This window comes from Methylobacterium sp. J-059 (genome assembly GCF_022829485.1).
Lineage (GTDB): Bacteria > Pseudomonadota > Alphaproteobacteria > Rhizobiales > Beijerinckiaceae > Methylobacterium.
Map to the genome: position 1 here is coordinate 47,940 of NZ_JAKSYA010000034.1, position 13,760 is coordinate 61,699.

Consider the following 13,760-nt stretch of genomic DNA (forward strand, 5'->3'; position numbering starts at 1 on the left):
TCTGCCTCCTTCACGCTGCCAGATTCTTGGCGAGGGGTTCGGCCGGGGGCGCCGCGGGGCGCCCGAACATCAGGTCGTCGATCTGGTCCCCGACCGACGCGCCGGTGCGGATCAGGGTCTTGCACAGGCCCTGCTCGCCGATGTCGCCGACGAAGACTGCGCCGATCAGGCGGTCGCGCTCGACCAGGAGCTTGCGGTAGAGGCCGGCGCCCGGATCGCTCATCACGATCGCCTCCGCGGTGTCGGGCGTGTCGACCACGCCCGCGGAGAACACCGGCAGCCCCGAGACCTTGAGGCTCGTCGAGAGCGCCGTGCCGGAATACTGGGCCTCGAGCCCGGAGAGGTGGCGGCTCAGGGTCTCGGCATGCTCGTAGGCCGGCTCGACGAGGCCGTAGACCATGCCGCGATGCTCGGCACATTCGCCGAGCGCGAAGATCCGCGGGTCCGAGGTGGTCATCCGGTCGTCGACCTTGATGCCGCGCCCGGTCTCGATCCCCGCGCCCTGCGCCAGGGCGAGGTTCGGGCGCACGCCCACCGACATGACGACGAGATCGGCCGGCAGCACCGTGCCGTCGGCCAGGATCAGGCGCTCGACGCGGCCGTCGCCCTCGACGCGGTCGGTGTCGGCGTTGAGCAGGACCTTGACGCCGCGCGCCTCCATCGCCCGGCGGACCAGGGCGGCCGCGGAATGATCGAGCTGCCGCTCCATCAGCCGGTCCATGACGTGGAGCAGGGTGGTGTCGACGCCGAGCCGCGCCAGCCCGACCGCCGCCTCGAGCCCGAGCAGGCCGCCGCCGATGACGATGGCCTTGGCGTGCTGGACCGCCGCCTTCCGGATCGCCGACACGTCCGCCAGGTCGCGGAACGTGATGATGCCGGGCAGGTCCATCCCGGGCTTGGGCAGGCGGATCGGCACGGAGCCGACCGCGAGCACCAGCTTGTCGAACGGCAGGACGTGGGTCTCGCCGACCACGACCAGCGCGTTCTCTCGGTCGACCTGCGTGGCGGGGGCGCCGGTGATCAGGCGGATGCCGTGGCTCTCGTACCAGTCGAGCCCGCGGAAGGCGCAGGCCGCCTCGTCGACCTCGCCGCCGAGGAGCGAGGACAGCAGCACCCGGTTGTAGGCGGCCACCGGCTCGGCGCCGACCACGGTGACGTCGTAGCGGCCGGGCGACCCTTCGGTCAGCCGCTCGAGAAACCGCAGCGAGGCCATGCCGTTGCCGACCACGACGAGCCTCTCGCGCGGGATCTCCGCGGCTGGAACCTGATCCGTCTGGGCTGTGAGCATCGGTGGAAGGGTCTCGTCCTCGATTGCGCCGGGCACGTCCGCCACGAAAAAAGCCGCCGCCGATCGACCTCCCGGCAAGCGTCGCCGCCCGCGAGGAGACATCGGTTCAGCGGCCTCGCTGACGGTGCTGCCCGTCGTCGTTGACGGGTCGGATGACCTCAGCAGGTTCCGTGCCAGTTCGGCGGGACGAGGCTCGCGCGCTCTGCCGGGCACGGCCGAGCGGTCGGTGCCCGGTTTCGCGCGGAGGGTGTGCGCTGCACAAAGATGAGGCGAATGAAGCCCGATCGGGCAGGGGCCCACGATGCACCCTCGACTCGACCGCGCAGCGTCGCGGGCCCGTCGAACGCGGAAAGGACGCTCGGCGGGGGTGCGCGAGCGTCCAGGAGGCTTGTGCCCGGCGGGTCGGCTAGATGAGGGTCGAGAGGGCTGCCATCAGGCCGACGACGGGGACGGCGCCGATGAGGAGGGCCCACCGCCAGGGGTGCGCTGCCCGCGCCCGCCGGTTGTCGTTCATCGCCCGGGGCGCGCGGCCCCGGTGCCGGACATATGCCGAGAGGTCCACGCGTCCGCGCGAGGCGGGAATGGACGAGGCGGTGTCGAGCTTGCGGCAACCTGGCATGGCATGATGATAACGACGTCGCGGCCTCCGCGTTCCGTTTCCTCGCAGGCGATTCCGTCGGATGCGGGCGTCCCGCAGGTCTCAGGCGGGGGATAGTCCGGCCGCCGCGTAGAGATCCGGGCGGTAGACCGCCTCCGCGGCGGGCAGGAGGTCGTCGAGCGGCCCCTGCCCGGCCGCCTTCATCTGCGCCAGCACCCAGCCGGCATGCGCGGCGCGCGGCTCCTGCGCCGCCGCGTCGAGGCGCAGGTAGTCGGGGGCCTCGCGCTGCAGACCCGTCCCGTCGAGGACGATCGTGCCCTCGAGGGTGCGGGCGATCAGGGCGGGATCGAGGTTGAGATAGGCTCGCCGCGCGAGCCGGTGGGCGAGCTCGGAGCGGTTCGCCGGGTCCGCGCACCAGCGCCCTGCCCTGGCGACGGCCCGCACCAGGGCGGGGATCGCGCCGTCGAGCCGCGGCGCGACCGCGAGGACCTTCTCGGGCGCGTCCGGCGCCACCTCGCAGCCGAGCGCGGCGATGCGCCCGAGGCCGGCCGCGACCGCGACCGCGTTCCAGGGCGCGCCGGCGCAGAAGCCGTCGACGATCCCGCGCGCCAGCGCCTCGACGCTGTGCTGGGGCGGCACCGCCACCAGCCGGACGGCGGCCGGGTCGAGGCCGCCGGCCTCGGCGAACAGCCGGAGCTGATAGGTGTGCGAGGAGAACGGGTGGACGGTGCCGAGCGTCAGCGGCTTGCCGGCCTGCCTCCGCGCGCGCGCGACCCGGGCGAAGGCGCGGGCGACATCGGCGAGGCGCTCGCTCTCGGGCGCCATCGCCGCCCAGAGGCTGCCGGACAGGGTGATCGCGTTGCCGTTCAGGCTGAGCGACAGCGGCACGATCAGGTCGGAGGGCGGCCCCGACAGCCCGAGCGCGCTCGCCAGCGCCAGCGGCGCCAGGATGTGCGCGGCGTCGAGGTAGCCGAGCGCCAGCCGGTCGCGCAGCGTCGCCCAGGACGGCTCGGCGGTGAGGTCGAGATCGAGCCCTTCGGCGCGGGCGAAGCCCATCTCGTGGGCGGCGATCACGGGGGCCGCGTCGCAGAGGGGCACGTAGCCCAGGTGAAGTCTCATCTGCGAAGTCTCATCGCGCCCTCATCCGAGCAGGTCGGCCGCGGTGACGATCGCCCGCGCGATGTCGGCGATCTTCCGCTTCTCGTTCATCGCCTTCTTGCGCAGCTGCTTGTAGGCCTCGTCCTCGGACAGGCCCTTCATGCTCATGAGGATGCCCTTGGCGCGCTCGATCAGCTTGCGGTCGGCGAGCTCGCCCCGCGCCTCCGACAGCTCCCGCTGCAGCCGCGAGAACGCGTTGAAGCGCAGGATCGCGATGTCGAGGATCGGCTTGATCCGCTCGGGCCGCAGGCCGTCGACGACGTAGGCCGAGATCCCGGCATCGACCGCCGCCTGCATCATCGTGGCGTCCGAGCGGTCGACGAACATCGCCACCGGCCGCTCGACGTGGCGCGCGACCCCCGACATCTGCTCCAGGATGTCGCGGCTCGGGCTCTCCAGGTGGATCACCACCACGTCGGGGGCGAGCGCGGCGACGCGCTCCATCAGGTCGGCGGTGTCGGCCATCACCACGACGCGGCCGATCCCGGCGGCGCGCAGGCCCTCCTCCAGGATCGCGGCACGCGCCCGGCTCGGATCGATCACGGCGACGGTGAGGCTGGTTTCGGTCATCGGGGCCCGGCGTTGGGCGGCAAACGGGGCAGCAAGTCGGAGCGTGGCCGCGACGCATGCCGCCGGCCGTGTCGCAAGGCAAGCGGCGTGCCCCGTTCCGGCGGAAGCGCCGCGCCGAGGCGCTCGCCCCGCGGCCCTGATCGCGCCGCGCAACCGAGCGGAAAGGAAACGGTCCAGCTTCCGCCGCAAATGCAGGGCACCTCTGTGGCCGTCGCGACGGTGCGGAGGTTCGAAGGATCGGATGTCGAAGCCAGACCCCTTCGCGGCCCTCGACGGTGGCGGTTCCGGCCGCCTCTCCCTCCCCTTCCTCCCGACCCTGGTGACGGCGCTCGTCCTCGGCGCGGGCTCGCTGATCTGCCGCGAGCCGGCTCCGACGCCGCCCGCTCCGGTTCCGGCGGCCTCGGTCGCGCCCTACGCCTTCCATGCGGCGGCTCCGGTCGAGGCCGCCCTGCCCCGGTTGCCGGCCGCCATCGCCTTCGCGCAGGTGCCGCCGAGCTTCGTCCTGCCGGAGATCCGCACCGCGGCCGCGCCGCATCCGGTCGCCCGGGTGGCGACCGCCGCGCCGCTCCGGCGCGCCTGCACCGCCCCGCGCTGCGCGGAGGGGCCGCCGCGCCGGCCCGACCCGTTCTCCGAGATCGTCCGGCCCGCGCCCGTCGAGGCGCAGGCGCAGGCCCGCGACGGCCTGCTGCCGGACCTCGCCCTCCCCTTCGCCCCGGCCGCGCGCGTCGTCGGGGATGCCGCCGCCTACCTGCGCAGCGGGGCCTCGTCGCTCGGCAGCTCGGTCGCGCTCCTGGTCGACCGCCTGAACTGAGGCGGCCCGGAATCCCGCGCGATGCTGCAGTGCGGCCGCCCGACCGGGGCCGCGATCCGACCCGCACTGCCGCCGCCATCGGATTTCCCGGGCGCGGCCTGGACCGCATCGCGTCGCCGACCTAGGTGCAGTGCATCGGACGGCTGCTGTCGCCGGCCGCGACGGATCCGCTTCATGGCCGCACGCATCGAGGATTACGCGCTCATCGGCGACGGCCGCACCGCCGCGCTGATCAGCCGGCAGGGCAGCGTCGACTGGCTGTGCTGGCCGCGCTTCGATGCCTCCGCCCTGTTCGCCTCCCTCCTCGGCACAGAGGAGCACGGATTCTGGCGCCTCGCGCCGCAGGCCGGGCATGTCGAGACCACCTGGGCCTACCGCGAAGGCAGCCTCGTGCTGGAGACCCACCACAAGACCCGCGAGGGCGAGGTCCGGGTCATCGACTACATGCCCGCCGGCGACGGATCGCACCTGATCCGCCTCGTCGAGGGGCTGCACGGACGCGTCGCGATGCGCATGGATCTCGCGATGCGCTTCGATTACGGCTCGGCCGTGCCGTGGGTGTCGCACAACGAGCTCGGCGACCTCCGAGCGATCTCGGGCCCGCACAAGGCGGTCCTGCGCACCAAGGCGCATCTCAGGGGCCATGGGCAGACCACGGTCTCGGAGTTCACGGTCCATGCCGGCGAGTCGGTCGCCTTCACCCTGAGCTACGGCGCCAGCCACGAGGACGACCCGCCCCCGATCGAGCCGCGCAAGGTGCTGGCCGCCACCGACCAGTTCTGGCGGGACTGGTCCGACCGCTGCGCGAAGGGCACGCCCTGGGACGCGATGCTGAAGCGCTCGCTCCTGACGCTGAAGGCGCTGATCTACATGCCGACCGGCGGCATCGTGGCCGCGCCCACGACCTCTCTGCCGGAGTCGCTCGGCGGCGTCCGCAACTGGGACTACCGGTTCTGCTGGCTGCGCGACTCGACCTTCACCCTGATGGCGCTGATGGATGGCGGCTTCCTCGAGGAGGCGCGGGCGTGGCGCGACTGGCTGCAGCGCGCGGTGGCCGGGAATCCGGAGCAGGCGCACATCCTCTACGGCATCGCCGGCGAGCGGCTGCTGCCCGAGATCGAGCTCGATTGGCTGCCCGGCTACGAGGGCTCGAAGCCTGTCCGGGTCGGCAACGCCGCGGTGTCGCAGTTCCAGCTCGACGTCTACGGCGAGCTGTTCGACGCGCTCTATCAGGCGCGGATGCGCGGCATGCCGACCGACAAGGACGGCTGGCGCGTGGGCCTGGCGATCATCGCGCATCTGGAGAAGGTCTGGAGCGAGCCGGACGAGGGCATCTGGGAGGTGCGCGGCGGCCGCAAGCACTTCGTCCATTCGAAGGTCATGGCCTGGGTCGCCTTCGACCGCGCGATCCGCAGCCACGCCGGCCAGCCCGGCGCCCCCGACGCACCGGTCGCGCGCTGGAAGGCGATCCGCGACCGGATCCACGCGGAGGTGTGCGAGAAGGGGTTCGACCCGGAGCTCAACAGCTTCGTGCAATATTACGGCTCGAAGCAGCTCGATGCGAGCCTGCTGCTGATCGCCCATATGGGCTTCCTGCCCCAGGACGACCCGCGCGTGGTCGGCACCGTCGAGGCGATCGGCCGGGACCTGATGCGCGACGGCTTCATCCTGCGCTACGACACGCAAGGGCAGACCACGGACGGGCTGCCCGGCAACGAGGGCGCGTTCCTGCCCTGCACATTCTGGTACGCCGACAACCTGATCGGCCTCGGCCGCCGCGCGGAAGCCCGCGCGCTGATCGAGCGTCTGATCGGCATCTGCAACGACCTCGGGCTCGTGTCCGAGGAGTACGACGGGAAGGCCCAGCGGCTGGTGGGCAACTTCCCCCAGGCGTTCACGCATGTTGCGCTCGTGAACACCATCCTCAATTACAGCCGGGCCGAAGGGCCTGCGAAGGAGCGGGGCGGCGCCGACGATTCGGATGCGCCCGCCGGCCGCGGGCCGGGCGCGCAAGTTTCGCGTGAGCACGATCCGCGCGCGGTCGCGAGCAGTCTCGCGCCGCAGTGACGACAACGGGAAAGACGACACCATGAGCGGAGCAGACACCGCGCCCAAGACGGCGCTTTCCGAGATCGACAAGCTCTCGATCGACACGATCCGCACGCTGGCGATCGATGCGGTGCAGAAGGCGAATTCGGGACACGCCGGCGCGCCGATGGCGCTGGCGCCGGTCGCCTACACCCTGTGGAACCGCTACCTGCGCTACGATCCGGCGCATCCGCACTGGCCGAACCGCGACCGCTTCGTGCTGTCCTGCGGACACGCCTCGATGCTGCTCTATTCGCTGCTGCACCTCGCCAACGTGGCCGAGACCGACGGCGGCAACGCGCCGGCCGTGACGCTCGACGACATCAAGTCCTTCCGCCAGCTCGACAGCCGCACCCCCGGCCACCCGGAATACCACTTCACCACCGGCGTCGAGACCACCACCGGGCCGCTCGGCCAGGGCGTGGCGAACTCCGTCGGCATGGCGATGGGCGGCCGCTACCTCGGCGAGCACCTGAACAAGCCCGACCTGCCGCTGTTCGACTACAACGTCTACGCGATCTGCTCGGACGGGGACCTGATGGAGGGCGTCGCCTCCGAGGCCGCCTCGATCGCCGGGCACCTGCGCCTGTCGAACCTGTGCTGGATCTACGACAACAACACCATCACCATCGAGGGCCACACCGAGCTGGCCTTCGGCGAGGAGGTCGCCACCCGGTTCCTTGCCTACGGCTGGCAGGTGCTGCGGGTCGCCGACGCCAACGACGTGTACGCGATCTCGGCCGCGATCGAGACCTTCCTGCAGTCGAGCGACCGGCCGACCATCATCGTCGTCAACTCGATCATCGGCTTCGGAGCGCCCAAGAAGCAGAACACCGCGAAGGCCCACTCGGACGCGCTCGGCGAGGACGAGGTCAAGGGCGCCAAGCGCGCCTACGGCTGGCCGGAGGACGCGCAGTTCCTGGTGCCCGACGGGGTGCAGCAGAACTTCGCCGACAACATCGGCAAGCGCGGGGCCGAGCTCTACGACCAGTGGCAGGGCTTCCTGACGGCGGCCAAGGACGCCGACGCCGAGCACGCGGAATCGCTCGACGCCTTCTTCGAGGGCCGCCTGCCCGAGGGCTGGGACCGGGACATCCCGGTCTTCGAGCCCGATGCCAAGGGGCTCGCGACCCGCGAATCCTCCGGCAAGGTGCTGAACGCCATCGCCCAGCACGTGCCGTTCATGCTCGGCGGCTCGGCCGACCTCGCGCCGTCGAACAAGTCGAACCTCACCTTCGAGGGGGCGGGCTCGCTCACCCCGTTCGAGCCGGGCGGCCGCAACATCCACTTCGGCGTGCGCGAGCACGCCATGGGCTCGATCGTGAACGGGCTCGGGCTCTCCGGCCTCCGGGCCTACGGCGCGACCTTCCTGGTCTTCGTCGACTACATGCGCCCGGCGGTGCGGCTCGCCTCGCTGATGGAGCTGCCGGTCTTCCACATCTTCACCCACGACTCGATCGGCGTGGGCGAGGACGGGCCGACTCACCAGCCGGTGGAGCAGCTCCTGAGCCTGCGCTGCATCCCCGGGCTCGTAACGCTGCGCCCGGCCGACGCCAACGAGGTGGCCGAAGCCTACCGCGTGATCTTCTCGCTGAAGGATCAGCCGGCGGTGCTGGCCCTCTCGCGCCAGCCGCTGCCGACGATCGACCGCACCAAGTTCGCCAGCGCGTCGGGCGTCGCCAAGGGCGGCTACGTGCTCGCGGGCGGCGACGCCACGCCAGAGGTGATCCTGATCGGCTCGGGCTCCGAGGTGCAGCTCTGCATGCAGGCCTACGAGAGCCTGGTCGCGGAGGGGGTGACGGCGCGCGTCGTCTCGATGCCGTCCTGGGACCTGTTCGAGCGCCAGGACGAGGCCTATCGCGAGAGCGTGCTGCCGCCGGCCGTGCTGGCCCGCGTCGCCGTGGAGCAGGGCTCGGCGATCGGCTGGGACCGCTACGCGGGCTCGGCCGGCACGATCATCGGCATGCACACCTTCGGCTCCTCGGCGCCGATCAAGGACCTGCAGGCCAAGTTCGGCTTCACCCCGGAGAAGGTGCTGCTGGCCGCCCGCGACCAGATCGCCAAGCACCGGGGCGCGCGCAAGCCCTAGCGGCCGCGACCCGGGTCTGCGTTCCGTGCCGGAGCCAAGACCCGGGTCGTGTGTTTGATCCCCAGAACATATCGACCAAGACATACCGACCAAGACAGACCCGCCGAGGCCGGCCGACCAGGCCCGGCCGGCATCGACGACGTGAAGACCGACGATCTGCGAGGCATCGACATGAACGCGCTCAAGGCCCTGCACACCGAACAGGATCAGGCGGTCTGGCTCGACTTCGTCGCCCGCGGCTTCATCGCCAAGGGCGAGCTCAAGGCGCTGGTCGAGAACGACGGCCTGCGCGGCGTCACCTCCAACCCGTCGATCTTCGAGAAGGCCATCGGCCATTCCGACGAGTACGATGCCAGCCTCAAGGGCGTGATGGAGCAGGGCGACAGCCGCGTCATCGACCTCTACGAGGGCCTGGCCATCGCCGACATCCAGGCGGCGGCCGACGTGCTGCGCCCGGTCTACGAGGCGTCCGACGGCGCCGACGGCTACGTCAGCCTCGAGGTGTCGCCCTACCTCGCCCTGCAGACCGAGGAGACGCTGGAGGAGGCCCGCAGGCTCCACAAGGCGGTCGGCCGCGACAACCTGATGGTGAAGGTGCCGGCGACGCCGGAGGGCATCCCGGCGATCCGCCAGCTCACGGCGGAGGGCATCTCGATCAACGTCACCCTGCTGTTCTCGCAGGGCGAGTACGAGAAGGTCGCCCGCGCCTTCGTCGAAGGGCTCGCGGAGCGTGCCCGCAACGGCGGCGACGTCTCGCGGATCGCCAGCGTCGCGAGCTTCTTCATCAGCCGCATCGACGTGCTCGTCGACAAGCTGCTGGACGAGAAGATCGCGGCGGCCAACGACCCCGACCAGAAGGCCGCCCTGGAGCACCTCAAGGGCAAGGTCGCGATCGCCAACGCCAAGCTCGCCTACCAGCGCTACAAGGCGGTGTTCGGGGAGGTCGCGTGGACGGGGCTCGCCGAGAAGGGCGCCAAGGCGCAGCGGCTGCTCTGGGCCTCGACCGGCACCAAGAACAAGGCCTACCGCGACGTGCTCTACGTCGAGGAGCTGATCGGCCCGAACACCGTCAACACCATGCCGCCGGCGACCATGGACGCGTTCCGCGACCACGGCGAGGTCCGCAACGCGATCGAGGAGGACGTGGCCGGGGCGGAGGCCGTGATGGCGCGCCTTTCCGAGGCCGGCATCGACATCGACGCGGTGGCCCGGCAGCTGGTCGAGGAGGGCGTGCAGCTGTTCATCGACGCCGCCGACAAGCTGCTCGGCGCGGTCGCCGGCAAGCGCGTGGCGCTGCTCGGCCACCGGCTCGACGGCCAGAGCCTCAAGCTCGGCGACGCGCTCGCGACCGAGACCGGCAAGGCGGTCGAGGCCTGGCGCGCGAGCGGCGCGATCCGCCGGCTCTGGGCGCACGACACCACGGTCTGGTCGGGCGCCGACGAGGACAAGTGGCTCGGCTGGCTCCGCATCGTCGAGGACGAGCTGGAGCGCGCCGACGCCTACGCCGCGCTCTCGGCCTGGGTGCGGAGCCGGGCGTTCAGCGACGTCGTGGTGCTCGGCATGGGCGGGTCGAGCCTCGGCCCGGAAGTGCTCGGCCTGACCTACGGCAACCGCGACGGCTTCCCCAAGCTCTCGATCCTCGACTCGACCCATCCCGACGAGGTCCGTGCGCTCGAGGCCACCCTCGACCTGCCGCGCACGCTGTTCATCGTCGCCTCCAAATCCGGCTCGACGCTGGAGCCGAACGTCTTCCGCGACTACTTCCTGGCGCGGATGAAGGCGGTCGTCGGCGACCGGGCCGGCGAGCATTTCCTCGCGGTCACCGATCCCGGCTCGGCCATGGAGAAGGCGGCCGAGGCCGACGGCTTCCGGCAGATCTTCCACGGCGTGCCGCAGATCGGCGGGCGCTACTCGGTGCTCTCGGCCTTCGGGCTGGTGCCGGCGGCCTGCATCGGCATCGACGTGAAGGATTTCCTGGAGCGGGCGCGGATCATGGTGCGCTCCTGCGGCCCGGCCGTGCCGCCGACCGAGAATCCCGGGGTGCTCCTCGGCGCCGCGATGGGGACCGCGGGGCTGGCCGGCCGCGACAAGGTGACGATCGTCGCCTCGCCGGCGATCGCGAGCTTCGGCGGCTGGGCCGAGCAGCTCATCGCGGAATCGACGGGCAAGCAGGGCAAGGGCCTGATCCCGATCGACGGCGAGCCCGTCGACGTGCCGGCCGCCTACGGCCACGACCGCGTCTTCGTCTACCTGCGCCTCGACGGCCATGCCGACGAGCGCCAGGACGAGACCCTGCGCGGCCTTGAGCGCGACGGTCATCCGGTGGTGCGCATCACCCTCGACACGGTGGAGCAGCTGCCGCAGGAGTTCTTCCGCTTCGAGATGGCGACCGCGGTGGCCGGTGCCCTGCTCGGCATCAACCCGTTCGACCAGCCCGACGTCGAGGCGAGCAAGATCGAGACGAAGAAGCTGTTCGAGGCCGCCGAGGCGAGCGGCGCGCTGCCGCCCGAGACGCCGGTGTTCGAGGACGAGACCATCGCCCTCTACGCCGACCCGGCCAATGCCGGCGCGCTGCCGGCGGCGACGGACGGCCTCGAGGCCGGGCTCAAGGCGCAGGTCGCCCGGCTCAAGGCCGGCGACTACCTGGCGCTGCTCGCCTACGTGCCGCGCAACGCAGCGAACCACGCCACGCTGCAGCAGGCCCGCCTCGCGATCCGCGACGCGAAGCACGTGGCGACCTGCCTCGAGTTCGGGCCGCGCTTCCTGCACTCGACGGGGCAGGCCTACAAGGGCGGCCCCGACAGCGGCGTGTTCGTGCAGATCACCGCCGATCCGACCGAGGATCTCGCGATTCCGGGGCGCAAGCTCGGCTTCGGCACGGTGGTCGCGGCGCAGGCGCGCGGCGACCTGTCGGTGCTGTCCGAGCGCGGGCGCCGCGCCTTGCGGATCCACATCAAGGGCGGCGACGTCCCGGCGGGCCTCAAGCGGATCGCCGCGGCCCTGACCGCCGCCGCGGGCTGAGCGACCCGACGCACGATCGCGCCCGGCTCCGCCACGCGGGCGCCGCCGGGCATGAGGGGCCCGACCCCGATAGAGTCTCAAACGGAGTGCCAAACCAATGCAGCTCGGCATGATCGGCCTCGGCCGGATGGGTGGCAACATCGTCCGGCGCCTCCTCCGCGACGGGCACACCGCGGTGGTCTTCGACCAGAACCCGGAGGCGGTGAAGGCTTTGGTCGAGGCCGGCGCGGTCGGCGCCGACAGCCTGGAGGACTTCGTCGGCAAGCTCGACGTTCCGCGGGCCGCCTGGGTGATGCTGCCGGCCGGTGCCATCACGGAGGGAACCGTCAAGACCCTGTCCGGCCTGATGCAGGCCGACGACGTGATCATCGACGGCGGCAACTCGTTCTACGGCGACGACGTGCGCCGCGCCGGCGAGCTCAAGGGCAAGGGCATCCACTACGTCGACGTCGGCACCTCGGGCGGCGTCTGGGGGCTGGAGCGCGGCTACTGCATGATGATCGGCGGCGACACCGCCGCCGTCGGCAGGCTCGATCCGATCTTCGCGACGCTGGCGCCCGGCATCGGCGACATCCCGCGGACGCCGGGCCGCGAGGGGCGCGACCCCCGCGCCGAGCAGGGCTACATCCATGCCGGCCCGAGCGGGGCGGGCCACTTCGTCAAGATGATCCACAACGGCATCGAGTACGGGCTGATGCAGGCCTATGCCGAGGGCTTCGACATCCTCAAGCACGCCGACAGCGAGAACCTGCCGCCCGAGCGCCGGTTCGACCTCAACCTCGGCGACATCGCCGAGGTCTGGCGCCGCGGCAGCGTGGTCTCGTCCTGGCTCCTCGACCTGACGGCGAACGCGCTGGCGACCGACGAGAAGCTCGACGACTATTCCGGCTACGTCGAGGATTCCGGCGAGGGGCGCTGGACGATCAATGCGGCGATCGAGGAATCCGTCCCGGCCACCGTGCTCTCGAACGCCCTCTACCGCCGCTTCCGCTCGCGCGAGGACGCCTCCTACGCCGACAAGATGCTGTCGGCGATGCGCAAGGGCTTCGGCGGGCACCAGGAGCCCAAGAAGTCATGACGGCCGCGCTGCCGCCCGATGCCGTGGTCCTGCCCGATGCCGACGCCGTGGCCCACGAGGCGGCGGAGCGCCTGATCGCCGCCTGCGAGGCCTCCCGATCCGAGCGGATCGCGATCGCCCTGTCCGGCGGCTCGACGCCGAAGCGGCTCTATGCGCTGCTGGCCGGCCCGGACCATGTCGGCCGCGTGCCGTGGGACCGGGTCCACTGGTTCTTCGGCGACGACCGGGCGGTGCCGTGGGACCACGCCGACAGCAACGTCCGCATGGTCCGCGAGGCCTTCGGCCACGGCACGGCGGTGCCGGCGGCGCACCTGCACTTCATCCCGACCGACGCGGGGCCCGAGGCCGCGGCCGAGACCTACGCGCGCACGCTCCTGGAATTCTACGGCGCCGACCGGCTCGATTCGGCCCGCCCGCTGTTCGACTGCGTCCTGCTCGGGCTCGGCGAGGACGGACACACCGCCTCGCTGTTCCCGGGCAAGCCGGCCCTGTCCGAGACGGCCAGGCTCGTCGCCCCCGTGCCCGAGGCCGGGCTCGCGCCCTTCGTGCCCCGCGTGACGCTGACCTATCCGGCGCTCGCGTCCTCCGCCCTGGTCCTGTTCCTGGTGAGCGGCGAGAGCAAGCGCGCGGCGCTCCGGCGGCTCGCCGCGGGCGAGGATCTCCCGGCCGGGCGGGTGACGAGCCAGGGCCGGATCGCCTGGCTGCTCGATGCGGCCGCGGCCGCGTGACGGGACCGCCCCCGCGGGCCGCCGCCGGCCCCTGACCGGCGGCCCGCGGGGATCGGCTCAGCGATGCCGGCGGTGACGGCGCATCATCGGCCTGCGTGCCGTCATGCTGCCCATGCGCGCGGTCCGATGCTGGCCGGCGAAGGTGCTGTTGCCGGTCGCGGCCGCGTTGCGGTCGAGGCCGTCGCCGGCGGCGGCGTGGCCCGGTAGGCTCGATCCTGCCAGGAGGCCGAAGGCCAGCGTCGCGCCGAGGAGGAGGGTCTTCATGTCGGGATGGCTTTCTCGAGGATGGGATCGTCGTGCCCGAACGGGCTTCGGGCAGGCGGGTATCCAT

At 71.9% G+C, this 13,760-nt stretch carries 10 protein-coding genes; 6 read left to right on the forward strand and 4 right to left on the reverse strand.

Translation table 11 applies throughout. The features are described from left to right. Positions 1-10: 10 nt before the first annotated feature. From MKK55_RS02710 to MKK55_RS02720, 3 genes are all read right to left on the reverse strand, one after another. Entirely contained in the window at positions 11-1,288 is a 1,278-nt protein-coding gene (locus MKK55_RS02710; protein ID WP_243933159.1) for an NAD(P)/FAD-dependent oxidoreductase, read from the reverse strand. A 700-nt stretch (positions 1,289-1,988) separates the two neighbouring features. Further along, positions 1,989-3,005, reverse strand: a complete 1,017-nt coding sequence (locus tag MKK55_RS02715; protein WP_243933161.1) for a CmpA/NrtA family ABC transporter substrate-binding protein — start codon at positions 3,003-3,005, stop codon at positions 1,989-1,991. A gap of 21 nt (positions 3,006-3,026) precedes the next feature. Beyond that, on the reverse strand, positions 3,027-3,614 hold the full coding sequence (locus MKK55_RS02720) for an ANTAR domain-containing response regulator (RefSeq protein ID WP_147729847.1): 588 nt from the start codon (positions 3,612-3,614) through the stop codon (positions 3,027-3,029). Positions 3,615-3,855: 241 nt separating this feature from the next. Here MKK55_RS02720 and MKK55_RS02725 point away from each other — a divergent pair, with 241 nt between their 5' ends. The 6 genes from MKK55_RS02725 to pgl all read left to right on the forward strand — a co-directional run bounded on the left by MKK55_RS02725 (position 3,856) and on the right by pgl (position 13,429). Further along, entirely contained in the window at positions 3,856-4,425 is a 570-nt protein-coding gene (locus MKK55_RS02725; RefSeq protein ID WP_243933163.1) for a hypothetical protein, read from the forward strand. 174 nt (positions 4,426-4,599) lie between these two features. After that, on the forward strand, positions 4,600-6,492 hold the full coding sequence (locus MKK55_RS02730; protein WP_147841742.1) for a glycoside hydrolase family 15 protein: 1,893 nt from the start codon (positions 4,600-4,602) through the stop codon (positions 6,490-6,492). A 22-nt stretch (positions 6,493-6,514) separates the two neighbouring features. Beyond that, the gene (gene tkt, locus MKK55_RS02735; RefSeq protein ID WP_147841741.1) at positions 6,515-8,602 is read left to right on the forward strand and encodes a transketolase; all 2,088 of its coding nucleotides are present in this window, start codon (positions 6,515-6,517) and stop codon (positions 8,600-8,602) included. 171 nt (positions 8,603-8,773) lie between these two features. Beyond that, positions 8,774-11,623 (forward strand): bifunctional transaldolase/phosoglucose isomerase, encoded by a 2,850-nt coding sequence (locus MKK55_RS02740; RefSeq protein ID WP_243933165.1) that lies wholly within the window; start codon positions 8,774-8,776, stop codon positions 11,621-11,623. Positions 11,624-11,720: 97 nt separating this feature from the next. Further along, positions 11,721-12,701, forward strand: a complete 981-nt coding sequence (gnd, locus tag MKK55_RS02745) for a phosphogluconate dehydrogenase (NAD(+)-dependent, decarboxylating) (RefSeq protein ID WP_243933167.1) — start codon at positions 11,721-11,723, stop codon at positions 12,699-12,701. Next, complete coding sequence (gene pgl, locus MKK55_RS02750; protein WP_243933169.1) at positions 12,698-13,429, forward strand: 6-phosphogluconolactonase; 732 nt, start codon at positions 12,698-12,700, stop codon at positions 13,427-13,429. Before gnd ends, pgl begins: the two co-directional genes overlap by 4 nt. Positions 13,430-13,486: 57 nt before the next feature. Here pgl and MKK55_RS02755 read toward each other — a convergent pair whose 3' ends face one another. Further along, positions 13,487-13,693, reverse strand: a complete 207-nt coding sequence (locus MKK55_RS02755) for a hypothetical protein (RefSeq protein ID WP_243933170.1) — start codon at positions 13,691-13,693, stop codon at positions 13,487-13,489. Positions 13,694-13,760 lie beyond the last annotated feature (67 nt).